Origin of the sequence: Sphingobacterium sp. UBA7253 (genome assembly GCF_002472745.1) — a bacterium.
Lineage (GTDB): Bacteria > Bacteroidota > Bacteroidia > Sphingobacteriales > Sphingobacteriaceae > Sphingobacterium > Sphingobacterium siyangense.
The window spans coordinates 80,417-105,253 of sequence record NZ_DKSP01000223.1 but is presented as its reverse complement, the minus strand read 5'-3'; the positions used below and the strand labels follow the sequence as shown (position 1 = coordinate 105,253).

Here is a 24,837-nt window from a genome sequence, read left to right as displayed (position 1 = left end):
TAAAATCAGAATGTTTGGCACGCAAAGGAGAATTGAATATGGCAAAAGCTACACTGGAGGTATTGCTGAATAAACGTTTTGCAAAGGAATATGTATTTCCTTCTGCACTCAAATCCCAGGATGAGGTATTGACATATATTTTGCAAGAACGCCGTAAGGAGCTGATTTTTAGAGGTATTAGGGTCTCTGACCTTAAAAGGCTTAATAGAGATCAAAAATTTCAGAAGACTTTGGTGCGCAAGATTGTACGGGATGGCGTGGAAAAATCCTATACACTTCCTCCAAATGATCTGCGATATCAAATATTGATTCCTCAAGATGTAGTTCAAATTACAGGCATGTTGCAAAATCCACGCTAAAAAGACTTGTATGATTATAGAAAAGCTCCAAACAAACTGATATTTGGAGCTTTTAAAAAAAACTGTGTTTCCTTCTATTCTGAACGGAAAGACTGTACGGTTTCATTCGGTGTCCCTGAACCGAGCGCATCACTGATACGCTGCGAAACGGACTCGCTAGGCTGCCCCGGTATAGTAACTGTGGCATTGAGATCTGGTTGCCCTGAACTGCCATTTTCAGGAGCATTTAAATTGCAGATAGTTTCTTTCTCTCCATCACAAGTAGTGCTGCTGCCTTTAGAATATTGTGAGGGATCCGTAAGATCATTATTGGAGGGATTAGGTGCGCCATCGAAATGCCACTCAATAAATTCGGGATCAACTTTATTTACTTTCACCTCTTCTTTTTTATCATGTGCATTTGCACCGATGATAAGGCCTGCCATCAAGGCACCTGTACCCAATGTGCCGATGATTCTTTTTACTAATGTTCTCATGTTTTTGTTTTTTATATGGTTATATTTTTGCTTATCCTTATTATCCTCCTGAATCGGCCGTGGAGTTGTTCCTGTTGACCGGCCGAGCATCTCCCTGTCCTCCGATCTGTTATCTTATACCAAAGTTAGCGCAGTAATCTGCCCTGGATGTATGACTTTTAGGTACGTAGTTGTATGATTTTTTGTGCGATGGCGACCGGTCTTCATTTTGGGGACGAGAGGTTTAATTTCAGGGGCGAATGCCAAATATGGGAGGATCTGCCTGCAGCTGCTAAGGACTAGGTTCCCGGAAAAAAAAAGGTTTTCAAACTGTAAAGAATGAAAACCTTTGGAATGGTAAGATCTTAACCTGATAAATTCTTTAAATTAAATCATTGGGATCACCATCTAAATTTCTATCGTATCTCGCACGTATACGTCGGGCACGCTCGCGCTCCGCAGCAAATTCATCTGTTTTTGATCCCGGGCTATAAAATGTATCTTCATTAAAATGTGGATGTTGATAAAAATCCTGGTCATATACACCAGATCCTACCGTAAATCCGACATCACCTGTTCCCTCATAAATATGGCGAATGGATAATTCAGTATCCGGATCCAGGTAATTTTCACGGTACGCCGGTAGTCTGGTCAGACGGTCGGCAGTAACCGGTACCACCACGACTTCACCATCATCGGCCGGATTATAGCGATAGTCTGTAGCAGGTTCCACGGGATCGATTTCATCTACCGTTAGTATGCCGCTGCGGTCGATGGGCTCCACGGTACCCGGCTCATCATTACTCGCCTGTATACGCTTCCCATCATAAAGTGCAGCAACGCCAATGGGCACCAATATCTTTTTGTCGTCTTCAATAGGTAAATCTGCATCTTTCAGGTCAACAATAATATAGCGTACTTGTTGGCTTTGAGGGTCAAAAAGGAGGTCATCTACCTCACCTAGCGATTGTCCGGCTTGATTTTTCACTTTCCAGCCTCTAATATCTGGTTCACCATCAACGATTTCATAATCGCTTCCTCCTAATTCGATCAAATGGTTGTATTTTTTTTCTTCTAATGCCATGTCTTTAAATTTTTGAGTTCAAAACTTTAGGTTTCTATTTATTGCGAAAAACCACGATCTCTACATTTCGGTTTTGATTTTTTCCGCTTGCGCTTGCATTGTCAGCAACAGGAGCATTTTCTCCACGTGAATGTACGCTTACTTTGCTTTGGTCAATTCCACCTTGACTAACCAACCAGTCCTTCACGGCAGTAGCACGTTCCATGCCCAGCTGCTTGTTGTGGGATGCCGTGCCTGTAGAATCCGTATTCCCAAATACGCCTACATAGGCACCTTGAAAATCTTTATTCAAAGCCGATGAAATTTGTTTAAGTTTCGCTTCGGAATTGCTTTGTATGGCGCTTTGGTCAGTGGCAAATAATATATTTTCGCCAAGCGAGTAAATGGTATAGCCATCACTGGAGCGTACGCGAATATCTTTGTCCGTGATATTCGGGTCCGAAGATTCAGCACTATTGAAATCTACTGAATTCCAGCTCGGTTCCGTTGTTGCAAGGGTATCCCCGCCCATATCGCCCTGATCCGTTACCATGCCGGTGCTGTCCCTGGTATCAGCGACATCGGATGCACTGTTATTACGATTTACAAAAAACAAGATTATTGCCAATGCAATAAGTGCGAGCAGAAGCCAAAGCCACCATGGTGCTCCGCTTTTAGGTTTTACTTCTAAATGTGCCATATAGCTATTATTTTTTCTAGGAGAACATCTAAATTCTATCTTCGGTTTTAAAAGTTTTTTTATGGCACATACAAAATAGGGGGCTACCGCTAAACTTAAAGGAGGATGTAAGACGGATGGAAGATAAAAATTTAGATTAAAAATTTGATTTTCAAATATAAGTGTTATCTTAGCATTATCTAAGCAAAACCGGTTTTGCTTATTATCATTAATAACCAATTTTAAAAACAAAAATGCCTCATACCGAAAATATAATTTTATGTGTCGATTTAGGTGGTACGCATTGCTCATCAGGCCTTGTGCACGGGAGCCCTGCAGTTGTCATGGACGGATCGTACTTTCGCGGGAATGTAAATAGTAACGCAGAAAGAGTACAGATTTTGTCGGCCATAAAACAAACCATCGATAAGACCCTAAGTTCAACTACGCATTTACCATCCGAAATTTTCATATCTTGCCCTGGCCCATTCGATTACGAAAACGGAATATCCTTAATGGACGGAATGAATAAGTATCAGTCGCTACTAGGCTTTAATCTAAAAACATTTTTTGCGAATATCACAGGAATTGATTTAAGTTCGATCTACTTTTATAACGACGCTGCAGCCTTTTTATTGGGCGAAGTTGTCAATAAAAAAATGGAAAATAGGCGCGTTATAGGCCTGACTTTAGGAACCGGATTGGGTTCTTCGCTTTACGAAAATGGAACAATCGTAGATCTCAATTTAGGATCAGCAGTTTTCAGCAACGGCATTGTAGAAGACTTCATTTCAACCCGAGGGGTCTTAGCTCATTTGACAGAAAAATTTGGGTATATTCCCGTTGATAACATAAAAGACATCGCTGAACGCCCAGATCTGGAAATTTTTAGAAAAGAGGCTTTTGATTTTCTAGGCAACCAACTGATTACTTTCATTAAAGAATATATTTATCCGTTAACGCCAGACACAATTATAATCGGAGGCAGTATTGCCAAGGCCCACAATTATTTTTTTGATAAGCTCCTTTGTGCCCTTGATACAAAGCTATCCCTTGCATCATTTGATGAACGCAACTTATTTCTCGGATTAACCCTCAAGACATTTAGTATATGAAAGCCATTTGGAAATTTACATTAATCGCATCGTTGGGAGGTTTTTTGTTTGGTTTTGAAACAGCAGTAATATCGGGTGCTGAACAAATCATACAAAAACTCTGGGACTTGGATGCTGTCCGTCATGGACTTACCGTATCGATCTCGCTGATCGGAACCATTATAGGAGCCGTTATCGCCGGACGTATGGCCGATCGTTATGGGCGTAAACCCGTGCTTTATTTCGTTGCAGCTTTATATTTACTTTCAGCATTGGGCTGTGCAGTAGCGTCCATCTGGGAGCTTTTCCTGTTGTTCAGATTATTGGGTGGGCTTGCTGTGGGGATCAGCTCTGTTGTTGGACCAGTATATACCTCCGAAATTGCTCCCGCAAAAGATCGCGGTAAACTTACAGGCACTTTTCAGATTATGATCGTGCTGGGAATCTTTACGGCCTATCTGACGAATTTTCTTTTTATGAGCGTAAATTCAGGCGGATGGCGATACATGCTCGGTATCATGGCTGTGCCTGCCCTATTATTTGTACTTCTATTGAATCTTATTCCCGAAAGTCCAAGATGGCTATTGCAGCAGGGACACATTGAAAAAGCGCGTGCAAGTTATCTTCGGCTTGAAACTCCATTTGAAGTGCAGGTCAATCCGCCCCAAACATCTGGTAAGCATGTTAGCCTATTCCAAAAACGGTATGCCAAACCTATACTTTTTGCGGTGTTGTTAGCATTCTTCAATCAAATGACCGGAATTAATGCTATTCTATATTACGCACCACGGATCTTCGAAATGGCGGGCTTTAGTGCAGCATTAGCCTACCTTCAGCCTATTTTTATCGGTGGTACCAACTTGCTCTTTACCCTGGTTGGCATGAGCATCATCGATCGTTTTGGGCGAAAAAAACTGCTTTTGACAGGCGCTATTGGCATGTTCTTATTTCTGTTATTGGCAGCCTTTGGCCTAAAAGGAGTAAACGCACAATTTTTACTTTTCTATATCATGGGATTTATAGCATCTTTTGCCTTATCACAAGGTGCCGTGATTTGGGTGTTTTTGGCGGAAATTTTCCCGAACGAGGTTCGCGCCCAAGGCTCTTCCTTGGGGAGCACGACCCATTGGCTATTTGCTGCAATAATATCCTGGGTATTTCCAATTATTGTAGAAGGTAGCGTACTCGGAGGATATTATGTGTTTTTATTCTATGCCCTGATGGTTATCGCTTCCTTCGTGTTTATTCTATGTATGCCCGAAACGAAGGGCAAAGTATTGGAAGAAATAACCTAAAGTTCCTATATTAAATAATTATTAAATCCTCATCATAAAGCCATATTGATCGATAAACTTCTTACTTTCGTTTTGCAAAACCGGTTTTCTAAGATAATTATGCGCTTTTGATACTAAAGAAACATTTTCGTAATACCATATATTAAAATAATTGACATATGAAACAAATGATAACGCTATTTAAGCCTCTTTCAATAATTGCGATTACGGTGACTTTTTGGGGCTGTAGCGCGCAAAGACAGCCGCGCCATCTCACCCCAGACTGGGTAATGGGCGGTTTCGTTCGTCCAGCAGGGGTAAACCCTGTAATCGAACCGGATAGTACCACCACATTTGTGAATCCCATGAATGGGCAACTTGTGCATTGGGAGAATAATGACACCTTCAACCCGGCAGCGGTGGTAAAAGGAGATAGTATCTACGTGCTTTATCGTGCCGAAGATAAGACGGGGATAAAAATTGGTCATCGTACTTCACGTCTAGGGCTTGCTGCAAGCGCTGATGGAACACATTTCAACCGACAAAACACGCCTGTTTTTTATCCCGGGGCTGATAGCCAGCGTGAGTTTGAATGGCCCGGTGGAACGGAGGATCCGCGTATAGCGGAATCCGAAGATGGCACCTATGTGATGTTCTATACGCAATGGAACCGAAAAGTACCTCGCCTGGGGGTAGCTACCTCAAAGGATCTTAAAAATTGGACAAAATATGGGCCTATTTTTAAAAAATCGAACATACTTCCTGAGCTCGTCAATAAATCGCATAAATCAGCATCGATTGTCACTAAACTGGAAAATGGTAAGCAGCTAATTACTAAAGTAAATGGGAAGTATTGGATGTACTGGGGCGAGCATGGTGTATATGGCGCAACGTCGGATAATCTGCTTGACTGGGAACCGGTTGTAGATGAGAAAGGTCAACTCAAAGCGTTCATCTCACCTCGAGAGGGATATTTTGATAGCTCTTTAACAGAATGTGGCCCACCGGCCATCCTGACAGATAAAGGAATTCTACTATTATATAATGGCAAAAACCACCCTGAAAAAGGAGATAAGCGATTTAATAAAGGTACTTATTCAGCAGGGCAAGTTCTTTTCGACAGTAAAGATCCGGGTAAAGTATTAGCAAGGATGGACGTACCTTTCCTAAGACCAATGGAAGCTTTTGAAAAAAGTGGTCAATATGTTGACGGCACAGTGTTTATTGAAGGCCTGGTTTATTTTAAACAGAAATGGTTTCTATACTATGGCTGTGCTGATTCAAAGGTTGGTGTTGCCATTTTTGATCCGCAACATCCTGCTGCACTGGATCCCATCCCTAATGAAAAATAAGGTATAGATGTATAAAGCCAAAGTGATTCGTGTAAGCGTTTTAATAAAGAATTACTAACCAAAAATAAATTTTATAAAAAATGATACAGCGTGATTTAAATGCAGCCTATAAGAGCGCCTTAAAGGCAAGTTTGATAGGGATCGCACTAATGACATCCGCGGCTTATGGTCATGAGCGTTGGGACAGTGATCTTGTCCTCATGGCTATGGCCAAAGCACCCGTCCGGATAACCGGACAAGTAACGGATGCTGCCAATAATCCGATCGCCGGGGTCACTGTGCAAATAAAGCGCACACCCTCCATCGGAACCAGTACGGACGGAACCGGAAAATTTTCCATTACAACAGATCCGAACGAAACACTGCTGCTATCCGCCGCCGGCTATAAGAGCCAAGAAATCCTGCTTGGGGGACGAACAAACTTATCCATTATTCTGCAAGATAGTGTAGCGATGATGGACGAGGTTGTGGTGGTGGGATACGGCGTGCAGAAACGAGCTTCGGTAACAGGTTCAGTTGCATCCATACAGGCTGAAGAGCTGATTAAGGTAAAGACGCCAAACGTAACAAATATGCTTGCTGGTCGATTGCCGGGGATTCGTGCGGTACAGCGTAGCGGTGCCCCCGGAGATGACGGAGCGTCGGTGGATATCCGCGGGTACGGTAGCATGCTCGTTATCGTGGATGGCGTACAGCGAGATTTTGCACAGGTCGATCCGAATGATATCGAATCTATATCAATTTTAAAGGATGCTGCTGCCGCGGTATACGGATTTAAAGGTTCCAACGGGGTACTATTGGTGACCACAAAAAAAGGAAGCAATTCTAAAACTAAAGTGGAGTACAATGGATATTATGGGATCCAGCAGGTGACGCGATATCCACGTATGATGAATGCCTATGAATATGCGTCGCTGTATAATGAAGCGATCTATAACTCTAATCCATACACTGGGGTACCAGCATACAGTCAAGAACAACTCGATAGTTACAAAAATGGAGCGCAGGGTACTGACTGGTGGGATTCCCTCGTGCGTAACAATGCTCCACAGAGCTCACACAATGTCAGCATCTATGGGGGGAATGATAAAGTTAAATATTATAATTCGGTGGGGTATGTTGACCAGGGTGGTATTTTGAGGTCAGATGACTGGAACTTCAAAAGGTATAATCTACGCTCCAATATTGATCTGAATGTTACACCAAATTTTACCGTCGGATTTAAATTGACTGGTCGTTTACAAGATCGTGAAAAACCGTATGGAGGTGACGATCTGTTTACACAGGCACAGATGGCCATCCCTATTTATTCCATTTATGCCAATAATAATCCCAGTTATTGGCAAGCCATTGGAAACATGGCCAACCCTATACATAGCTCTTATATCGAGCATAGTGGATACGAATCGCGCCTGAGAAGAGAGTTTAACGGTTCATTGGATCTAAATTGGAAGCTACCGTGGATAGCTGGACTGTCGTTACGTGCTATGGTCGCTTATGACTATAAGAACAGTGAATGGAAAACATGGCAAAAGGCATTGAGCGATTACCAGTACAATCAGACGAATGAACAATATACCGAGGTCGCTCTAAGAAAAAAAGCAAGCCTGGAGTCCAAGATGGAAAATCTGTATATGCCAACTCAGCAGTATTCGATCAATTACAACCGTGTATTTGGACAAAAGCATGATGTCAGTGGCTTATTGTTATGGGAGGCCTATCACGACCGTTTGACCGATATATTGGGTTTTAGGGAATCTTCGATCGGGATCATTGACGACATCAGTAAAGGAGACACCGAAAACCAAAATACGAGTGGCAAAAGTGTGGAAACGGCGCATGCAGGTCTGGTAGGAAGGTTTAATTATGCCTATGACCGAAGATATCTACTTGAATTGAATTTCCGTTATGATGGATCTTATAAATTTCAGCGGGACCGCAGGTGGGGATTCTTCCCGGGCGTTTCAGCCGGTTGGCGGATTTCGGAAGAGAAATTTTTCAAAGAAAATTTTGCTCATTTTGATAACGTAAAAATCCGGGGCTCCTATGCCAAAGTCGGTGATGAGGGTGATTTTTCGGCATTCCAATACCTCGATGGATATGTCTATGGAGGGAGTTATGTGCTGGGAACTGGAGGCTTGTCTTCTGGGCTGAGAAGCAGTGGGATGGCCAATCCTTGGTTGACATGGTACGAGTCTAATATCATGAATCTAGGGTTTGAGGCTTCCTTTAAAAACGGATTGATCAATACGGAATTCGACTGGTTTAGACGCGAACGCTCTGGCCTTCCTGCGACAAGACAAGGCACTTTCCCGACAACATTCGGCGAGTCTATGCCACAGGAAAATTTAAATTCAGATATCAATACCGGTTTTGAATGGACTGTAGGCCATAAAAATAAAATTGGTGATTTTGCCTATAATATATCCGGCAATTTTTCGGTAACACGCATCCGCTATGGCTACGTCGAACGTGCAGCTTCAACCAATATGTATGATAACTGGCGGAACAACAGTAATGATAGAAATAAGGATATCCGGTGGGGGAAGACGGTATTGGGTCAATTTTCCTCGTATGAAGATATTTTAAATTCACCGGTGCAGGATAATAATGGAAATCGATCCCTGCTTCCCGGAGATTTGAAATTCAAAGATGTGAATGGCGACGGCATTATAGATGGGAACGATGTGGAACCAATCGGTCATGGTGCAACACCAAGAATGTATTATGGATTAAATCTCGGCGCGAATTATAAAGGATTTGATATGACCTTATTTTTTCAGGGAGCTGCAGGCCATGATATTTATATAAGTGGTGATATACTTGATCCATTTATCCAACAGGGCCTAGGTAACGGATTTGCATTTATGACCGACCGATGGCACCGGGCAGATCCTGCTGATCCCAATAGTGAATGGATTGCCGGCACAATGCCCGCAGCCCGGGTAACAGGTCAGGTGGACAACCGATCCGATAACTCATGGTCCTTACATAAAGCAGATTATCTACGGTTAAAAACATTGGAAGTAGGGTATTCTCTACCCAAAAAATGGGCCGAGTCCCTAAAGATTGAACGGTGTAGAATCTACTTTAATGCCAATAACCTGTTGACGTTCACGGGGAGTGATGCGTTATTGAAAAATATAGACCCTGAAAGCAATCAAAGTCGATTGCGCTATTATCCACAATTGAAAACATTCAATTTTGGTGTTAATATAGTTTTATAAAATCCTATACTATGAAAATGAAATATTTCAGTCCTCTTCTTCTGAGTTGTGCATTTACACTGAGTTTATATAGTTGTAACGATTACCTGGACCGGGAGCTTACCAGTGGAATTATCACCTCTGATCTCATCTGGGAAAGTCCGCAAGCGATACAGTCCGTGTTAGTCACGATGTATGATGAGGGATTACGATTAGATGAGTTTGACGATTGGTTTACAGGAAAATCAAATCTGCTCAATTTGACCTCCTTGTCTGATGAAGCGACAGGAGCGTATCAGAAAGACTATGCATTTAGTAATGCAAATTCGATATATACGTATAGTGATTACGTCTTTGAAGACCCTTTTGCGACGCGATACGTCCAAATAAGACGTACAAACGACTTCTTGAAGAAACTGAGCGAGACTACAGTCTTGAGCGACGAGGAGAAGCGCCTAGTCGATGCTGAGGCGAGGTGGATACGCGCGATGCAATATTTTGGTTTGGTGAAGCGCTATGGTGGTGTCCCCTTGCTAACGACACCCCAAGAATACGTTCCTGGCGATTTTTCGGCATTACAGGTTCCAAGAAATAAGGAATCGGAAGTTTACGATTTTATTATCAGTGAATGTAAGGCGATTAGCGACATACTTCCGGTATCGCGATCTGCAGAAAGTAAATATAGAGCCTCCAAAGGTGCAGCCCTTGCCTTATGGTCCCGTGCTTCGCTGTATGCTGGCTCGATCGCTAAATATGGTTCAAATGCAAATTTAAGTGGAGAGGCTGTAACGCGCGGTTATGTTGGTATAGCAGCCAATGAGGCAACGAGGTATTTTACCGAATCGTATAATGCTTCAAAAGCATTGCTGGAGGCAGGCACTTATTCCCTTTATAACAAAAATGCCGACAAAGCAGCGAATTTCTATGAACTGTTTTCAAAAAGTGTAAATGGCGATAATGGGGAATACATCTTTCAGAAAACTTATAATGTTTCGGCCGGGAAAGGTCACATGTGGGATAAGATGAATGCTCCTTTTTCCTATCGTGGTGATGGCTGGGGCTGCGGAGTGACCCCAACGCTCGAAATGGTCGAAGCATTTGAATACAGCGATGGTAGCCCGGGTAAATTGTCTTTAAAAAATACAGATGGGACACCGCGTAGTTTTGATAGTCCCTACGATCTTTTCGTTGGGAAAGACCCGCGGTTGTTTGCTTCCATCTATGTTCCCGGCGCTCCATTAAAGGGCAGCAAGGTCGAATGGATACGAGGAGTGATCAATGGGCAGAATGGTTCGGGGCAAAAATACCAGGCACAGAATCAACCCGACAAGGATAATGTGGCTACGATAGACGGTGTGAGGTACAATACATCGGGTAAAGATGGCGGTGCAGACGTCGGAGATGCTTCAAAAACGGGGTTTTATATGCGTAAGTTTTTTGATGAAACGCTTACAGACATGACAAATATTGATGCCAAACGTTCGGAGACACCTTGGGTAGTATTTCGCCTTGGTGAAATATACCTTAATTTTGCCGAGGCCTGTGTCGAGCTCGGAGGCAAAGACACCGAAGCTTTGCAGGCGGTAAATGCCATTCGCACACGTGCCGGAATTCAGTCACTTGCAACGATATCCATTGCCAAAGTTCGGCAGGAACGCAAGGTAGAGCTTGCTTTTGAAAAGCTACGCTTTTGGGATCTCAAGCGCTGGCGAGTAGCCCACATGGATGAATCGCAGGGCGGACTAACCAACTATAGAGGTACAGCGCTATATCCTTGGTTCAATGTCAAAAGCAATAAGTATACTTTCGAAACCGGAGTACCTCCGAAGCAAAAAAGATTATTCCTGGAAAGAAACTACTATATCCGCATTAGTCCTACGGATTTGAGTACGAATCCCCAGCTGGTTCAAAATCCGGGTTACGGCAACTAATTAAGATGTATTACAATTATGATCAAAATGAAGAATATTTTTTATGTGTTTGGTTTTATTTTAATCGCTGTCATGAACAGTTGCGAAAATGAGATCGACAATCTACAGGCTCCTAATGGGGGGCTTCACGGCACCATATATGATATGGAAACAAACAAGCCTATTCCATTGCCGGTGGAGGGCTCGGGAGGTGTATTGGTTTCTTTATTTGAAATAGGAACCGGGGCGACTGCCTCTGTCGATTTCAGGGCAAATGCAGATGGATCTTATACCAACAATACGGTGTTTAATGGGAAGTATAGAGTGGTTGTCAACGGCCCTTTTATTGGCGTGTGCGAAGGGTATACGACCGTCCAAGGTCAAACGGAATTTGATTTGAAAGCAACCCCTTTTTCCCGTATTACGGCATCGGCCACCATTTCCGACAGAAACCAAGTCGAGGTAGCATTTAAGGTTAATAAATCGGACGAATCCTTTACGTTTACCAATGTATCTGTGATGTGGAACTATACGCCCCGAGTAGATGAAAATAATGCGAATTATGTCACAAAGATTGCTAAGGGTAAAATAGATGAAGGTACACATGTCTTTGAACTGGCCAATGATAAACAATTTGTCGAGAACTTTTATAAGATCAAGGCAAACGGCAACAAAATCTATGTCCGGGTAAGTGCGACGGTAAACGGGGTCGTCAATTATAGCGATACCATAGAATTGATAGCAAATGACTGATCAACTAACACGCAAAGCGAAAACTACAAAGGAGTCACTCATGAAAAGAATTATAACATTCAGTATAATCTGTTTTTTATTGGTATCATGCAGTAAAAATGAAACCAAGGTTGAAGAGCCATCCGTAACCGGCACATCTGTCAAAACCATGTCGTATAACATCTATGCTGCACAAAAAAAAGGCATAGAGGCGATCGCCGACGTGATTAAGAAAAATGATCCCGACCTTGTGGGGCTGCAGGAAGTGGAGAAGAACTCCATCAATTTGAATTTTGACACCGGAAAACGCCTTTCCGAGCTTACCGGTATGCCCTATTATTATTTTGTCAAAGCCCGCGACCTAGCTCAGGGGGAATATGGTAATCTCATTCTTTCAAAATTACCCCTTAAAGAACAGGCAACTTACCTGTTGGATGTGGTCACTTCAGAATCAAACGCTTATATAAGAGCGCTTGGCACGGTGAGGGTAACCAAGGATAATCAGGATTTTTATTTTGCAGTAACGCATTTAGATCATCTGTCAGATAACGCCAATAGGCTCCATCAAATTGACCTAATCCACCAATATACCAAAGATATTACGCTACCTATCATTCTGTCTGCAGACATCAATGCCAAGCCTACAGAAGAAGGCTATAAAGTGTTGACGAAATGGTTTACATCAGGATGCCTAAATGGCTACTGTGGCTTTACAGCCGGAACACCTAAACCTGATGGAACCATAGATTACCTGATGTATGCACCGGCAGACGGGGTCTTGACGGAGACATATGATGTAGATTATAGTTCCTATTCGCAATCCGATCATTTTCCTGTTGTTGCGAATTTTTTAATCAAAAACTAATACAAATTTTACGTAGCAAAACCATGATAACTATTTGTTTTTCTAAAATATCAGGAATAAGAAATCTTCACATCGGGATATTTTTTTGTTTCGCAATGGGTCTACTCAGTTGCACCAAAGAGATTGGTGGCGACATGACGTATCCCGATAAGGCTAATGAACCTCAAATTACCCAGTATACACCTATTTCTGGAGGCTCATCTACCGAAATATCCCTATATGGGAGTAATTTTGGAACGGATCTCGAAAAAATCAAAGTGACGATAAATGAGAAGGAAGCGAGTGTATTAAGTTCCAATGGACGGGTCATTACCGCACGTATTCCACAGAATGCGGGATCTGGTAAAGTCAAACTAGCTATTAACGGCGTAGCGTATACCTATAAGCAAAATTTTGAGTACGGATATCAGACCGTCGTGTATACCTATTTAGGAACGACTAAGGATGATGTTGACGGGGATTATGTGCAGGCTAAATTATCCGGGCCACGCTATTTGAAATGGAGTAAGGATAATATGCTCTATTTTGTCGAAGAGGGGGCGAGTAGCCGAGATAATTTTGCGGCACTCCGTGTTGCTGCAAATAATCAAGTAAGTACCCTACTTAATGCTTCTGAGAACCCTTTGTTCGAGCGGCTCCGGGCTTTTGACTTTTCAATAGACCAAAATACATTGTACCTTAGCAATGATAACAACGCAAATGGATCCATGGGCTTTGGCAAGATGATAAAATCTTCTGGTAAATATAGCAATTTAACGGCCCTATCTGCAACGGCAGGATTGACGGCTGTAACAACGAACCCCGTGACAGATGAAGTGTTTGTTGGTATATACTCGGGCGGAAAGATCTGTCGTTTAAAATCCGATGGTACGCTGGAGCAGCTATTTGCAGTCAATTCAAAAAATGTCAATATTATGGACATTATTTTCTCTCCAGATGGGCAAACTATGTTTATATCAGGAGCCTACAATGCACACAGTGTTTATCGTGTACCCTATGACCTTGCGGCCAAGAGATTCGGCGCTGTACACGTACTTGCTGGACCAAATGCCAATACGACGGGGAATGCAATAGGAAATGGAGAGTCTGCGCGATTCAATACACCTGCACAAATGGATCTGGATCAGGATGGAAACTTATATGTTGCCGATCGTAAAAACCATTGTGTTCGTAAAATCACGACCAATGGTACGGTAACTACTTATGCAGGAATTGCCGGCACCAGTGGTCTCCAGAATGGGAATGCCTTAACAGCAAAATTTTACGATCCCGAAGGTCTACAGTTCGGTCCTGACGGAGCATTGTATGTAGCTGATACCTGGAATCACGTTATTCGAAAGATCGTTATAGAGTAACTACCATATAATTTAACTAATTCTTACTTACATTAAAGAATAGGATCATGATGATAACTTTGTCTAAAGCAAGACATTTAAACTTGCGCCCCCTGCTGTTTGTTTTAATAACCGCTCTGCTGTTGTCAGTTAACGCCAATGGAGTTTCCGCCCAAAAATTGAATAGTAAAGTTGAGATCAAAACAATGACCTACAACATCTATAGTGCTCGAAAAATGGGCATTGAAGCGATTGCTTCGGTGATCAAAAAAGTTGATCCCGATGTTGTTTCTTTGCAAGAAGTGGAACGCAATACAGCTATTAATCCAATGGATTTTCCGAAGGAAATCGCTGCATTGACAGGGATGCAATACTATTATTTTGCACATGCATTAACGTTGAAGAAAGGTGATTATGGTAATGTTATCCTTTCCAAATATCCGCTACTGGAGACAAAGTCTATCCATTTGGGGGTTGCTAATGATGGGGATGACATCCGATCCTTTGGCTATGCATTGTTGGAAAAGGAAGGCAAACAATTTTATTTTGCGACGACCCACCTGGGCTACAAAAAGGATGATGCCACCCGTTTAAAACAGATCGATGAGATCTTGGCGGAAATCAAAAATTTAAAGCAGCCGATCATTTTGGGTGCTGATCTGAATTCACGGCCCAACTCACAGACTATGCCGGCTTTGCAAAAATGGTTTTCCCTGCCCTGTCAAACCTCGGATTGTGAATGGACTGTACCTACACCAAAACCGACATATACTTGTGATTGGTTGATATATGCTCCTCAGCAGGCTTTTGAAGTAAAGGACTATGCGGTTCAATTTTGGGCAGACAAAGAATCCGACCATTTTCCAGTTGTAGGAACATTTAATATTAAATAGTCTGAATAATTCAATACTAATTATTGGAACATATAAACCAAAAATATGCGGGAAACCGTGCATCTTCTGCCGATCAGTTGTTGCGACCGATTGGCAGAAGATTATTGCTTTTTCTTTCAGATGACTTTCTTGCTTTTATCACAGAGGGTAACACTACATGACTAGCATTATCTTTTGTTGGTTTTTCTATCTGCTTTAGCAATAATTTTATAATGTTGTTACTTAGTTCCTCCAAGGGCTGACGTATGGCGGTGATCGTTGGGGAGATCAGGTTAAACGCCTCATGATCGTCAAAAGACACGATGCCGAAATCCATTTTCCTTTTAGCCGTTAGCTTATTTATTGCAGCCAACCCTGCAAGACAAAGATAATTGGTTGCAAAGATGATAGCGTCCAATTCCAGATTTTTTTCAAGAAAATCTTTAATAAGCTGCTGTTTGACTGTTTTTTTTGATTCAAAGGGTATAAAGGCTACTTTAGGGTCAACAGCTAATTTTTCCATCGTCTCTTGGTAACCTAATAATCGTTCATGCATTTGGCTTTGTGTAGATTCGAGTGTAACGAATCCAATCTGACGAAACCCCTTATCATATAGATGCATACAAGCTTCAATCATTGCTTCCTTGTTGTTGGTTCCGACAAAATCCACACCTTCGACCGGATCCCGGTCAAATAGAACAATTGGGATATGTTCATCCACCATTTCTTTAACTACATCTTCTATTCCTTTGGTTGGTGCAATAATATAGCCATCCAGTTGGCTCCGTCTGAAAAAATTGATAATCTCAATGGCTGTATTGGTATCACCGAGGGTACTGCTGTACATTATCCTATACCCTTTCGTTTTGGCTAGATTTTCGATCATGAGCGCTATTGGTCCAAAAAATGAGTCAGAAATATCTTCAACAATAAGTCCGATACTGCTACTTCGGCCTGTGGCTAGGCTTTGCGCTAAGTGATGCGGGTAAAAACGAACCTCTCTGACATAATCCAGTACTTTAGCCTGTAATTCTTTGCTAATCCGTCTTTCGTCAGCTTTTCCGTTAATGATCAACGATACGGTTGACTTTGCTATTTTTAAGTGTTTCGCAATGTCATTTATTGAAATCTTTTTATTTTCCATACATTCTAAAACTTAAAAATATAGATTTTTATTCACTTGTATCCATTATCGTTCAAAGCCTTTAGAATTTACCGGCATTGTTGTTGAAAAAGAGGTCGTTTACTGCAGCAAAGAAAAAAAGTGTCCAGAAGAAATCGGCAAGATCGTAAAGAGATTCAATGTACTTCATAATCTTTTCTTGGGCTATCATGGGGTTGAAGCCTTCTCTGTCAAGATGCATCAGGTCAACTTCGTGATTAGCTTTTTGTTTTTCGGATTTTCCCTTATTAATTTATCTGTTGTAAAATATTATGATTAAATTAGCGTAGATGAAAACTACAGCTAATCTTCTGGTGTCTATTTTGGAGCAGTCCCATAGTGCGATCGCAATTTATGATAGCATAGACCTAAATATTGCTTTTGTTAGCCAAGGTATGCTGGATATATTATGTGTGGATCGGTCCATCCTAGGGCGTAGTTTTTGTGCATGCTTTCCTCATTTTAAAGAAGAAGGTTTTTCATCTATTTTGAAAAACGTTTGGAAAACAGGAATTGTCTATCAGGCTGAGCGTACACCCGCAAATATTGTTCATGAAGAGACGAAAACACTGCGGTATTTTAATTTTGAATATAGGCCATTGCTTGACGAGGAGGGGAAAACCTATGCTATTTTGCATACGGCAAGTGATGTGACTGAGCAACATCTTGCTTACAAAAATGTGGAGGAAAAGCAAGAACAGCTTATGTTTAGCCGCGATTTGGACGTGCTCGCCAGCACTTTGGCACATGATCTAAAAAATCCATTGTCTGTTTTGAAAATTGGGAATAGTTTTCTAAGCAAAAATGTGGGTGTTTCGGTTAAGGTAAGTGAAAGGTGGTTTGAAGCCTTTGCGGCATCTATTCAAAATATAGAAAGTATTATAAATCAGACATTGCAGCTTGGCAAGATACGCAGTGCCGAGAAAGAAGTCGCGTGTGTGGCAATGGATAAAAAAATAAGGAATTGTATTGATGAAATTAAACTGGTATATCCCGACAAACAAATGGAAATCAAATTAGGAGATCTATTTCCTTTGTATACGGATGGCGGAATCGTTTATCAGGTTTTTATAAATCTAATTGGTAATGCCGTTAAATATGCAAAAAAATCAGGCGAGGCTTTTTTGCATATTTACAGTGAAAAAGCTGATAAAGGAGTAGTATATTATCTCGAAGATAATGGCATCGGGATTCCGGAAGACGAGTTGCAGAAGGTTTTTCTTACAAATGAACGGGCGAGTAATACTGCCAAGATTGCTGGATCGGGAATCGGGCTGGCATTGGTTAAACATCTCATGGAACGTATCGGTGGGACGATTCATTTATCGAGCGAACTTAACAAAGGGACCGTCGTTCGCTTATTTTTTCCAGTTTCATCGCGAACGTTAGCCTAATGGGATCGGGATTATTTAATTTTAAGCGTTATCGTACTTGTACAATTGCTCATAGAGCTGGATAAGCTTTTTCTGAAGCTGAATGATTTCGTCCTCGCGTTGGGATATCTTTTCCGAAATAACTTTTAACTCCTCAACATGCTCTTTAATTTCTTTATTTTCAGAATAATATAAAAGCTGTGCGGTTGTCAAATTAAATACCTTTGCGATTTGGTTTAATCGAGAGATATTTAAATCTGTAAAACCGGTTTCAATTTTAGAAAATGCAGGAATTGATATTTCTAATCGCGTTGCAACATCGCCTTGATTCCAGCCTTTTTGATGTCTCAGTAATCTAATTGCTTTTCCTAGTTTGTCCATTGAAAAATTAATCTAACGTTAAGATACAAAAAAAACAACCGAAAACTTAATAATTAGAGCTATATTGAAATATATTGGTAGATACGTTGACCTAATACTAACTTCGGCTGGAAGTGTTATTTCGGGCATGAGGAAAATAAAATTCTTGTGATTGAATTTTCTTGGGCGAAATAATCGTGTTTTGCTTAGCTGCAAGCAAGATGAAATAACAGCGTAAACAAATTTAAATTTAAAAAATCAGCTACTCAAAATCCGTTGTTGAGTAGCTGATTTTCTAATTTATCGCTTCACAAATGCGATACCGCTGATGCTTGCAGATCCGCCTGCCGTTAATGGCTTGGATACGGTGTTCCAGACCACGGGATTAAATTGATTTCCTGTATTGGTCTTTTGGACCATCACGCTGGTGGAACCGCCGTTCAATACAAATGCATCGTAACTGCCTAAGGCTCCCATCAAAACGGCAACATCATTTAAACTGATGCCTACTGAAAAATTGGTGTCGCCTCCGTCGACAACTAAGGCATACATCGTTTTTTTATCTGTCGATAGGCCAATGGCTGTTATCGCTTGAACAATTGCTGCTGTAGTCAAAACGTTATAACCCCGGTAACGGACCCAATTGGTGCCGGATACCAGTCCGCTAAATTGATTCAAATCATAAGGCTCAAAAGCAAACTTAGTGGTATCGGCACAATTGCCTATGTAAGGCGTGCCATCCTTTTGTATCGCAAAGAAAGGTCTGGTCTTCTCTTTGGTCTTTATATTGCTCGTGGATACATTGATCTGCCGCCCGTTTTTAATGTAGGAATAAGTGGACGATAACGCCGCATTTGTTGCTGCTAGGATCTCGCCGCCTGCGCGTGGTTCGCAGTACTTGGCCATATCACCTATCGGCTGGCTCACATATAGGTAATCATCAAATGCACTCATGATTGAAGGAAAAACCGCTTTTGATGAAAGATCTACCGTGAGCAGTTGAAGGCTCACGCGTTGATCGAGCTTGTTCTGGTAGCGAATATGGGTTCGTACAAGTCCATTGGTTAGGGTAACAGATGAATCGACCAGAAATGTTTTGATGAGGTCGGTCTGCGCCATGAGCTGCTTGGTGACGGGCTCTATTTCCTTGTCTTCTGGAATAATATCGGTGGGCGGAGTTACTATCTCTTTATCGTCAAAGCTGGGATAATCATCCCTTTGCTTGCAGGAATATAGCATGCTGATGCACGTGATGTACAAAAGGACATTTCTTAATATTGTTTTTCTTTTCATATCTATCGAACTAAGAAAAATGAAACATAAGGCTTCATGATGGTGCTGGTAAATCCATCATAGCCCAAAGCATAAATGACATATGACCTGCGGTCCAAGATGGCTCCGGCATTGCTGTAGGACGCGATTACAGTGCCATTTGTTACCGGAGATCCCGCTTTGCGGATCTTCCAGGTACGGGTGGCAATGCGGTTGAGCTGGAAATATGGACTTGTTTCCAGGTATTTAATGTCCTTGGCGACAAGTGAGTCTTGCACGGCGATGGCATCTGCGGTCCCAGTGGCCGCAGCACCATAGTACAGGTCTATTGATGGTACATTGGGCATCAGATTGGTAAAGTGATACCTTGCTTGTGTACTGTCGGGCCGTGTGAGGTCTTCTTCATTGAGGATCATTTTTGTGTTCTGCGCCGTATCGGTAATATGAATGGTATAGCGCTTGCCTGCGCTCAGGTTAACGGATGATTCGGCCAAGATAATGGAGTCGCGTCCATCGTCGGTTTTATGTGGAAGGGCAACTTGTACTTTTACGTTGCCGGCTTTCCATTTTAAAAAATCAGGCCGAGAATCTCCGCGGGTATTATATCCGCCGCCGGGAAAGGGCTCGCGTCCCCGAATGAGTGAAGTAACGCGCTGATCGTCAAATTTGACATACATATAGCGGTCATCGGGATATATCGATGCCATATTGATTTTCACGATGACATCATCGGCGCCAAGGAAATCTACTTTTCCAAAGTCCTGAATGGATTTCTCGCATGAATATAGGCCAAAGACACCTAAAGCTAGAAATGCTAAGTTTTTGAATATCTTCATAATGTTTCCTTTAATACGTTAATAAGTTGTTGTAACAAACCAGGTTGGCTTAATCACGTACTCCGGCTCTAATCCGCCCCATCGTTCAAGCTCTGAAGCATTCCATACGTACTCCGAATTATAACGAGGCCGGACGCGGTAACAATAATCATTGTAAGTCAGCTGGCTGCCGGCCAATGGAATAAACTGCTTGAATATTTCCGTGTTATAATGATATTTCCTTAAATCACACCATTGTTCTAAACCGCCCCAGCCCCATTGCACAATATACTTTTGTCCCATAATGTCGGCTAGGGTTAGATCAGCAGCTGATAGCGGTATTTCTCCCCCCTTGATGTAATTATCTATTTCAACAGCAGTAATGGATTTTTCATTGGTTGTATTGATGTACTTATTGACGAAGTTCATGTGGGCATAGATACCTTTGATATAGGCCTCATAGGCCTTTGCTGCGTCGCCTTTGATAAAGAGGGCCTCGGCTTTGACCAGTTGCAGCTGCGCATAGGTCATCAATGGAAAATCTGCGGCGTCTCTAAAGATGAATTTGCCTACACCGCTACTGACGTCGCCTAGGATATTTGGAACGGTGGTATTGGATACATTGGGCTCACCACCGACGTAAATACTGTCAACAGGATTATTGATCATCAACATACGCGATAGGCGAGGGTCTGTCGATATTTTTGGATTTTCAATAGGTTCGCCCCGCAATCCCCCGGTTAGGTAGCGCACAATAGGCTTACCGGCTCTGTTGTAATAGGATGTGGTATAAAGGCCGAATTTTGAGCTCACCACATTGGCTGTTTCGGATTTGTCGCCGTCAAATTTAACGCCTGCATCATCGGATGGTGAATCAAAGGAGCGGTCCACAAAATAGGCAATCGAGTCTGCATACTTTTCCTTAAAATCGGGTTTATTAACCAAGTGAATGTACTGAAGTGCTTTTAGGCCATAGACAAATTTGCGCCAGCGGTCCATATTGCCCCGAAAGAGATTATCGCCCTTTTTTGAATTGAGGTTGGCGCTGTAATCGACGGGGCTTTTTTGATCCAGATAATATAATGCAGAATCACACCATACGCGTACTTTAGCATACACTTCTGGTTGGTCATTGTATCTGAAAGATAACTGTTGCGTACGCAAGGCCTCGTCGAGAATAATGGGGCCGTGATAGTCGGTCAGCATCTGATAGCCCCAGGCTTTTACGGCATAGCCGATTGCGGCATATTCATATTTCTGATTGGCTATGGCGTCGTTGATCATCAACTGCAGGTTTAGTCCGTGATCAAAATAGACCATACGCCACATCACACCGCCAACATCACTTTGCTGTGGAAATCCATGCCGCTCCCAGATTCGGGAGGACTCATCGGTGCTGGCGCCAAGGATGGTCTGATTGAACTTGTTCATCTGACGTTGGTCATTGGCATAACCATTGGCCATTTGATAGATAATGGGAGCTAAAAGCAATTCGGCTTTTACAAGCTGTGGGTTGGACGGGTTTTCATTGATGTCCAGGTATTTTTTACAACTGCTCAATCCGGTCAGGACTAAGAAAATAAGTATATAAAGCGTTGTTCTCATGGTGTATTCCTCCTAAAATCTCATGTTTAAACCAAAATTGAAACCTCTGGGTTTAGCCATATTCCCGTAATCGATTCCGTATCCGCCGATACCGCCTAGTCCTGCTGTATTGCTATTACTTTCGGGATCCAGCCCTGTGTAATTGGTGAACAGGAAGAGATCGGTAGCCGTAAAAAATACGCTAAGTGCGGCTTGTGACGAGATGCGTTGTGTCAGATGTTTGGGTAGGGCATAGCGAAGAGTTACATCCCGAAGCCTAAATGCATAAATGTTTTTCTCGATAAACATCTGCGGTTCGATATTGGTCATATAGTAGGCGGATGCGGAATATGGTGTTACTGCAATGTGGTTTACTGTTGGATTGGCCGTGTTTTCAAGCCCGTCTTCCAATACGCCCTGAATTACCCGCGGGTCTTCCCGATTTAATGTTTTCACAGACTGCCCATAGGTATAGAGTCTATAATCTAGCCCGTTGAGCACATCGCCACCTTTGCGGAGATCCCATAAAAACGTTAGGTAAAAGTTTTTGTAATTGAACTTGTTGACAATTCCAAGTGTATAGTCGGGAATGCGGTCGCCTATCGGATAATACTTATCGGTGCCGGCAATGGGTAAGCCTGTTTGTGGATTGATCAAAATGTCTCCACGCTCGTTTCTTTTAAACTGCGTACCTGTTAGGGTACCGATACTATAGCCTGGCATCACGGAAGAACGTACGCCGCTCAGTACCCAGGTGTCTGAATCATAGAGTTCGGGCAATTCTTCCGCTAATGAAAGTACTTTTCCTTTGTACTGGGTAAAATTAAAGGTCATGTCCCAACTGAAATCGGTTTTTTTGATCGGGTTGACGTTGACTTGCAATTCGGTACCGTAAGTCTTGACTTCACCGCCGTTCATCATCCGTAAAACGAAGCCTGAGCCATAACTCAGTCGCGGTAGAATGATCTGCCCGGTGCTTAAACGGTTAAAATAGCTGAAATCAAATGTAAGGCGGCGCTTAAAAAAGCCAAATTCGAGTCCTGTTTCAAAATCGCGGGTTTTTTCGGCTTTCAGATCGGGATTTCCGCCATTCACACCATAGGCAAATCCACCACCTGTGGATAGCTTGGGCTCGAGATTAGATAACGTGTAATAGCTTTTAAAGGGCGCTTTTCCCGTTGTTCCCACAGAGATGCGGTATTTTCCGTCGCTGAGCCATTGCACTTTATTTTTGAAGAAAGACAAGTCTGAAAAATTGAAGGCCAACGAAGCCGATGGATAGCCAAAATACGGATTATTGGGCATCATTCGGGAGGCTGCATCCAGTCGTCCGGTTAAATTTAGATACAGCAGGTTGTCAAGATATCCAAATCCAGCCTGTGCCAAAAATCCGACTGTACGAAAGTTATTGGCAACAGATCGCGCCAGGCGCGTGCTCGGAAAGGTGTTGTTGATGCTGTAAAAGTTGGGATCGTAAAAGTCCTCGCCATATTGGGAGTTAGTAAGGGTATTGTAGTCTTTAAATTCTGTTCCCAAGTTTGCCCTAAAACTAATGTCGCGCCCGATTTTTGTGTTTGCCGTTGCCATAAATGATCCCGAGAGCACGCGTGCATTGACTTGATACTCATTCATGGAGCCATTGCGTACATTGGTCGAAGACCCTGATCCGGAGTAGGATTGAGGATGGTAAACGCTTTGCCCCCGTGTGTTGGCAAAGTCGATGCCGATGATCCCGTTGAGGCTTAGCCAGTTTGTAGCGCGATAGGTAATGTTGGAAGTGGCAAGGAGGCGGTTTACATCATCATTGGCGGTGTTGCGGTATACATCCCAAAAGGGATTATCCAGCTCATTGTAAATATCGGTGCTGTGGAGTACACGATTCCCTTTTTCATCGATCCAGTCCCTCACATCAAACAGCGGGTTGAAGCGCATCAGGGTAATCAGGTAGCCTGTATTGCCTTTACGGACTTTATCGTTTTGTGAATTGATATAGTTGAAAGAGGTGTTAAATTCGAGTTTGTCGTTGAATTTTGCTGTTCCATTGAGGCGGGTCGAAAAGCGCTTATAGCTGGTATTGGGGACGATACCAGTATTGTTGCTGTATTCATTGGACCAGCGGTAAGTCACTTTTTCTGATCCGCCTTCGAAAGAAAGATTATGCTTTTGATTATATCCGGTGCGGAAGAAGTTGTTGACATTGTCTTTGTAGAGCGTGACTCCTTCTGCATATTTTGGTCCCATTGAATAGACCGAATTAGCGGCGTATACACCATTGGTTCCCTGTGCATAAACATATTGCCGCTCGGGGTATTTATTGACCGTTTCAACGCGTCCTGAAAGCGAATAGTTGACGGTAAATTTACCGGCTTTTCCTTTCTTGGTTGTTATGAGAATGGCTCCGCCTGCACCTTGGCTGCCGAATTGGGCTGTCGCCTCGGGGCCTTTCAGGATGGTATAGGTTTCGATATCGTCTGGATTGATATCCATTGCCCGATTGGAGTAATCGAGATCTCGATTTGCTCCATTGCTAGCCAGGTCATTTTCATTCAGTGTGGAGTTGTTGATGGGTACGCCATCGACAACGATAAGGGCATTGTTGTCGCCAGAGATGGAGGCAAAGCCGCGCAGTACGATTTGTGCCGATGCACCTGGCATACCACTGGTACTATTGACAGATAGGCCCGGTACACGGCCTTGGAGACCTTGGAAAAACGATTCGCGTTGGGTTTCGGATACATCTGATCCGGCAACGATAGGTGTGGAGTATCCGAGGGTTTTTCGATCACGTTTGACTCCGAAAGCGGTGACTACCACTTCGTCGAGGGACGAACTGTTTTCGGATAGGCTGATGTTGATTACCGACTGCCCCATGAGCGCTTTTTCGATTTGGTTATAACCGACATGTCTAAAAATTAAGGTGGCGTTTTCTTGTACGGTGATCTTGTACATTCCACTGTTGGTGGTGATGGACTGCGTGTTTTTGCCTTTTTCGAGAACTGTTACACCGCTTAATGCCGACCCATCTGTCGTAGTGACTTTACCGGTAACGATTTTTTGGGCCAGGGCGACACCATAC

The 24,837-nt window shown here is 42.6% G+C and carries 20 protein-coding genes; 11 read left to right on the top strand and 9 right to left on the bottom strand.

Annotation, left to right across the window (positions count from 1 at the left end; translation table 11 throughout):
* Positions 1-359, top strand: a 359-nt coding sequence (locus tag B2X72_RS23515) for a RagB/SusD family nutrient uptake outer membrane protein (RefSeq protein ID WP_286851727.1), incomplete at its 5' end; no start/stop codon positions are given.
* A 74-nt stretch (positions 360-433) separates the two neighbouring features.
* On the opposite strand, the gene B2X72_RS23510 is transcribed toward B2X72_RS23515, so the two are convergent.
* The 3 genes from B2X72_RS23510 to B2X72_RS23500 all read right to left on the bottom strand — a co-directional run bounded on the left by B2X72_RS23510 (position 434) and on the right by B2X72_RS23500 (position 2,577).
* Entirely contained in the window at positions 434-835 is a 402-nt protein-coding gene (locus B2X72_RS23510) for a hypothetical protein (protein WP_145328116.1), read from the bottom strand.
* Positions 836-1,196: 361 nt separating this feature from the next.
* On the bottom strand, positions 1,197-1,898 hold the full coding sequence (locus tag B2X72_RS23505; protein WP_286851724.1) for a PRC-barrel domain-containing protein: 702 nt from the start codon (positions 1,896-1,898) through the stop codon (positions 1,197-1,199).
* A gap of 34 nt (positions 1,899-1,932) precedes the next feature.
* The gene (locus tag B2X72_RS23500; RefSeq protein WP_070565928.1) at positions 1,933-2,577 is read right to left on the bottom strand and encodes an OmpA family protein; all 645 of its coding nucleotides are present in this window, start codon (positions 2,575-2,577) and stop codon (positions 1,933-1,935) included.
* 233 nt (positions 2,578-2,810) lie between these two features.
* Between B2X72_RS23500 and B2X72_RS23495 the strand changes: the two genes are divergently transcribed.
* The 9 genes from B2X72_RS23495 (at position 2,811) to B2X72_RS23455 (ending at position 15,216) form a co-directional block, all read left to right on the top strand.
* Complete coding sequence (locus B2X72_RS23495) at positions 2,811-3,671, top strand: ROK family protein (RefSeq protein WP_286851722.1); 861 nt, start codon at positions 2,811-2,813, stop codon at positions 3,669-3,671.
* The gene (locus tag B2X72_RS23490) at positions 3,668-4,945 is read left to right on the top strand and encodes a sugar porter family MFS transporter (protein WP_286851721.1); all 1,278 of its coding nucleotides are present in this window, start codon (positions 3,668-3,670) and stop codon (positions 4,943-4,945) included. The genes B2X72_RS23495 and B2X72_RS23490 overlap by 4 nt, the downstream gene beginning before the upstream one ends.
* 158 nt (positions 4,946-5,103) lie before the next feature.
* Entirely contained in the window at positions 5,104-6,276 is a 1,173-nt protein-coding gene (locus B2X72_RS23485) for a glycoside hydrolase family 130 protein (protein WP_286851719.1), read from the top strand.
* 80 nt (positions 6,277-6,356) lie between these two features.
* The gene (locus B2X72_RS23480; protein ID WP_088159877.1) at positions 6,357-9,503 is read left to right on the top strand and encodes a SusC/RagA family TonB-linked outer membrane protein; all 3,147 of its coding nucleotides are present in this window, start codon (positions 6,357-6,359) and stop codon (positions 9,501-9,503) included.
* 11 nt (positions 9,504-9,514) lie between these two features.
* Positions 9,515-11,413 (top strand): RagB/SusD family nutrient uptake outer membrane protein, encoded by a 1,899-nt coding sequence (locus B2X72_RS23475; RefSeq protein WP_201649437.1) that lies wholly within the window; start codon positions 9,515-9,517, stop codon positions 11,411-11,413.
* Positions 11,414-11,440: 27 nt separating this feature from the next.
* A complete protein-coding gene (locus B2X72_RS23470) occupies positions 11,441-12,145 on the top strand; it encodes a DUF3823 domain-containing protein (RefSeq protein WP_198386016.1) in 705 nt (234 codons plus the stop codon).
* Between the two features lie 40 nt (positions 12,146-12,185).
* Positions 12,186-12,989: an endonuclease/exonuclease/phosphatase family protein gene (locus tag B2X72_RS23465; RefSeq protein WP_286851717.1), complete on the top strand. Its 804-nt coding sequence runs from the start codon at positions 12,186-12,188 to the stop codon at positions 12,987-12,989.
* 95 nt (positions 12,990-13,084) lie between these two features.
* A complete protein-coding gene (locus B2X72_RS23460; RefSeq protein WP_286851715.1) occupies positions 13,085-14,344 on the top strand; it encodes an IPT/TIG domain-containing protein in 1,260 nt (419 codons plus the stop codon).
* Positions 14,345-14,391: 47 nt separating this feature from the next.
* On the top strand, positions 14,392-15,216 hold the full coding sequence (locus tag B2X72_RS23455) for an endonuclease/exonuclease/phosphatase family protein (protein ID WP_286851713.1): 825 nt from the start codon (positions 14,392-14,394) through the stop codon (positions 15,214-15,216).
* Positions 15,217-15,289: 73 nt separating this feature from the next.
* On the opposite strand, the gene B2X72_RS23450 is transcribed toward B2X72_RS23455, so the two are convergent.
* Complete coding sequence (locus tag B2X72_RS23450; protein ID WP_286851710.1) at positions 15,290-16,339, bottom strand: LacI family DNA-binding transcriptional regulator; 1,050 nt, start codon at positions 16,337-16,339, stop codon at positions 15,290-15,292.
* A gap of 308 nt (positions 16,340-16,647) precedes the next feature.
* On the opposite strand from B2X72_RS23450, the gene B2X72_RS23445 reads away from it, so the two are divergent.
* Complete coding sequence (locus B2X72_RS23445; RefSeq protein WP_286851708.1) at positions 16,648-17,751, top strand: PAS domain-containing sensor histidine kinase; 1,104 nt, start codon at positions 16,648-16,650, stop codon at positions 17,749-17,751.
* Between the two features lie 21 nt (positions 17,752-17,772).
* On the opposite strand, the gene B2X72_RS23440 is transcribed toward B2X72_RS23445, so the two are convergent.
* The 5 genes from B2X72_RS23440 to B2X72_RS23420 form a co-directional block, all read right to left on the bottom strand.
* The gene (locus B2X72_RS23440) at positions 17,773-18,111 is read right to left on the bottom strand and encodes a helix-turn-helix domain-containing protein (protein WP_115045883.1); all 339 of its coding nucleotides are present in this window, start codon (positions 18,109-18,111) and stop codon (positions 17,773-17,775) included.
* A gap of 279 nt (positions 18,112-18,390) precedes the next feature.
* On the bottom strand, positions 18,391-19,383 hold the full coding sequence (locus B2X72_RS23435; RefSeq protein WP_286851707.1) for a phosphodiester glycosidase family protein: 993 nt from the start codon (positions 19,381-19,383) through the stop codon (positions 18,391-18,393).
* Positions 19,384-19,385: 2 nt separating this feature from the next.
* Positions 19,386-20,198, bottom strand: coding sequence for a DUF4397 domain-containing protein (locus tag B2X72_RS23430; protein WP_201639864.1), 813 nt, complete (start codon positions 20,196-20,198; stop codon positions 19,386-19,388).
* 18 nt (positions 20,199-20,216) lie between these two features.
* Entirely contained in the window at positions 20,217-21,782 is a 1,566-nt protein-coding gene (locus tag B2X72_RS23425; protein ID WP_028069322.1) for a SusD/RagB family nutrient-binding outer membrane lipoprotein, read from the bottom strand.
* A gap of 12 nt (positions 21,783-21,794) precedes the next feature.
* On the bottom strand, positions 21,795-24,812 hold the full coding sequence (locus B2X72_RS23420) for a SusC/RagA family TonB-linked outer membrane protein (RefSeq protein WP_286851738.1): 3,018 nt from the start codon (positions 24,810-24,812) through the stop codon (positions 21,795-21,797).
* Positions 24,813-24,837 lie beyond the last annotated feature (25 nt).

Excerpts from the sequence above, each read along its gene's own strand:
- B2X72_RS23510 (WP_145328116.1), bottom strand. The coding sequence starts at position 835 with ATGAGAACATTAGTAAAAAGAATCATCGGCACATTGGGTACAGGTGCC.
- B2X72_RS23505 (WP_286851724.1), bottom strand. The coding sequence starts at position 1,898 with ATGGCATTAGAAGAAAAAAAATACAACCATTTGATCGAATTAGGAGGA.
- B2X72_RS23500 (WP_070565928.1), bottom strand. The coding sequence starts at position 2,577 with ATGGCACATTTAGAAGTAAAACCTAAAAGCGGAGCACCATGGTGGCTT.
- B2X72_RS23495 (WP_286851722.1), top strand. The coding sequence starts at position 2,811 with ATGCCTCATACCGAAAATATAATTTTATGTGTCGATTTAGGTGGTACG.
- B2X72_RS23490 (WP_286851721.1), top strand. The coding sequence starts at position 3,668 with ATGAAAGCCATTTGGAAATTTACATTAATCGCATCGTTGGGAGGTTTT.
- B2X72_RS23485 (WP_286851719.1), top strand. The coding sequence starts at position 5,104 with ATGAAACAAATGATAACGCTATTTAAGCCTCTTTCAATAATTGCGATT.
- B2X72_RS23480 (WP_088159877.1), top strand. The coding sequence starts at position 6,357 with ATGATACAGCGTGATTTAAATGCAGCCTATAAGAGCGCCTTAAAGGCA.
- B2X72_RS23475 (WP_201649437.1), top strand. The coding sequence starts at position 9,515 with ATGAAAATGAAATATTTCAGTCCTCTTCTTCTGAGTTGTGCATTTACA.
- B2X72_RS23470 (WP_198386016.1), top strand. The coding sequence starts at position 11,441 with ATGAAGAATATTTTTTATGTGTTTGGTTTTATTTTAATCGCTGTCATG.
- B2X72_RS23465 (WP_286851717.1), top strand. The coding sequence starts at position 12,186 with ATGAAAAGAATTATAACATTCAGTATAATCTGTTTTTTATTGGTATCA.
- B2X72_RS23460 (WP_286851715.1), top strand. The coding sequence starts at position 13,085 with ATGGGTCTACTCAGTTGCACCAAAGAGATTGGTGGCGACATGACGTAT.
- B2X72_RS23455 (WP_286851713.1), top strand. The coding sequence starts at position 14,392 with ATGATGATAACTTTGTCTAAAGCAAGACATTTAAACTTGCGCCCCCTG.
- B2X72_RS23450 (WP_286851710.1), bottom strand. The coding sequence starts at position 16,339 with ATGGAAAATAAAAAGATTTCAATAAATGACATTGCGAAACACTTAAAA.
- B2X72_RS23445 (WP_286851708.1), top strand. The coding sequence starts at position 16,648 with ATGAAAACTACAGCTAATCTTCTGGTGTCTATTTTGGAGCAGTCCCAT.
- B2X72_RS23440 (WP_115045883.1), bottom strand. The coding sequence starts at position 18,111 with ATGGACAAACTAGGAAAAGCAATTAGATTACTGAGACATCAAAAAGGC.
- B2X72_RS23435 (WP_286851707.1), bottom strand. The coding sequence starts at position 19,383 with ATGAAAAGAAAAACAATATTAAGAAATGTCCTTTTGTACATCACGTGC.
- B2X72_RS23430 (WP_201639864.1), bottom strand. The coding sequence starts at position 20,198 with ATGAAGATATTCAAAAACTTAGCATTTCTAGCTTTAGGTGTCTTTGGC.
- B2X72_RS23425 (WP_028069322.1), bottom strand. The coding sequence starts at position 21,782 with ATGAGAACAACGCTTTATATACTTATTTTCTTAGTCCTGACCGGATTG.